Below are 1,644 nucleotides of genomic sequence, written 5' to 3'. Positions count from 1 at the left end.
TGTCGCTTGCCAGGGTGATGGGACCACCTGGTTGCCAGAGGGTAGGGACCACCGTGGCGCGTTATTGAGGATGCTCGTTGTCGGTGGTGGGGTCAACTGTTCCGGGTCGGGTGCGTTGGCGGTAGGACGGTCCTTCGATGACGAGGGTGTGCGCGGTGGAGGTCAGTCGGTCGATGGCTGATTGGGCGAGGAGGGTGTCGGCGGTCATGGTCAGCCACTCCGATGGCTCGCGGTTGGAGGTCACGACGGTGGTTTTCTTGCGGTGGCGTTCGACGATGAGTTCGTAGAAGTCGCTGGTTTCGGTGGCGTCGAGTGGGCGTAGCGCGAAGTCGTCGATGATGAGGACTTCGATGGCGGTCAGTCGCCGGATTTCGGCGTCGACGGTGTTGTCGAGGCGGGCTGCGCGTAGTCGGGTGAACAGTTTGTCCGATCGTGCGAACAGGACACTGTGTCGTCGCCGGATTGCCATGTGTCCCAATGCTGTTGCCAGATGCGTCTTACCGACGCCGACGGGTCCGAGGATGATCGCGGACTGGTGAGCGTCGAGGAAGCGTAGTGAGGTCAGGTCTCCGAGTAGGGTGCGGTCGTAGCGGAGATCGTCGTGGGTGTTCCAGGCCTCGAAGGCCATCGTCGGATCCAGTCCTGCTTTGGTCGATCGCAATGTCGCCGAACGGGAGTCGCGGCGGTTGACTTCGTCGGAGAGGAGCACTTCGAGGAACCCTATGTGGCTGAGTTTGTGTTGCCGAGCCAGAGCGGCGCGTTCGGGCAGTGTGTCGGCGAGCGCGCCGAGTTTGAGGGCCTTGAGTAGCCGGACGAGGTCTGTGCCGACCGGTTCGGTGGTGGCTGGGGTGCGAGTGGTGGTCATGAGTGTCCTTCCATGGATGCGGAGCCGGCGTCTACGACGGTCAGTGATGGTGTTGTGGTGGAACGGAATTCGGATGGGTCACGAGAGAATCGCGTCGATTCCTGTCCCACTGCTTTCGGCAATGCGGGTGTCGATTTCTCGGTGGCCCGCTCCAACATGGACGCGATCTTGGTGACCGAGACGACGTCGAGATCCAACGACAGTGAGCAGGCCTGTTCGACCCGCTCGGCTCCGTAACGTCTCACCAACCCTTGCAGCCGGTAGACACTGCGAATCCGCGTCCAGGGCAGTGGGTCATCGAGGATCCGTTCGGCGTAGATCCCGATATTGCGGCCGTGACCGTTGCAGGTCCTGATCAGTGAGGTGACATCCCGTAATGCGTAGTCGCTCTTGTGTTCGGGGAGATCGGCGCGGTCGGTACTGCGCCCACCTGCAGGTTGGCGGGGATGGATCTTCACCAGGGTGCCGCGGTGATAGAACTTCACCAGCTCGGTATCTGCCCGGACCGACAGTGTCGATCCGATCCACTGCTGCGGCAACGAATACAACGCGCGAGCGACCTCCGCGTGGAAGTCGCGGTGGACTTTCACGTCCTTGAAGATCGGCACGTCGTACTCCGCCGGAACCGGAAGCAGTACCGACAGTTCAAAGTCCTCGAACACCTCGAGCGGTCGGGCGCATGTCGAGCCGTGAATGCGCATACCTGCGGTGCTGCTGCACCACCGAACCGCCGCCTCCTGCGCTTGCTCGAGACTGTTGAATCGTTCACCCGCCCAGAA

The 1,644-nt window shown here is 62.0% G+C and carries 1 protein-coding gene and 1 pseudogene; both read right to left on the bottom strand.

Annotated features, from left to right (window positions below):
* Positions 1-61 precede the first annotated feature (61 nt).
* Positions 62-865 carry an IS21-like element helper ATPase IstB gene (gene istB / locus MTX34_RS25430; protein WP_243611201.1) on the bottom strand — a complete coding sequence of 268 codons (804 nt, stop codon included), beginning with the start codon at positions 863-865 and terminating at the stop codon, positions 62-64.
* Positions 862-1,644: pseudogene (locus MTX34_RS25425) on the bottom strand (IS21 family transposase); the annotation flags it as partial. The gene istB and the pseudogene MTX34_RS25425, both read right to left, overlap by 4 nt.

Origin of the sequence: Rhodococcus sp. ARC_M5, from assembly GCF_022810405.1 — a bacterium.
In the GTDB taxonomy this organism is placed as follows: domain Bacteria; phylum Actinomycetota; class Actinomycetes; order Mycobacteriales; family Mycobacteriaceae; genus Rhodococcoides; species Rhodococcoides navarretei.
Note: the sequence above shows the minus strand (reverse complement) of the source record. Positions and strands in the feature narration are given on the sequence as shown.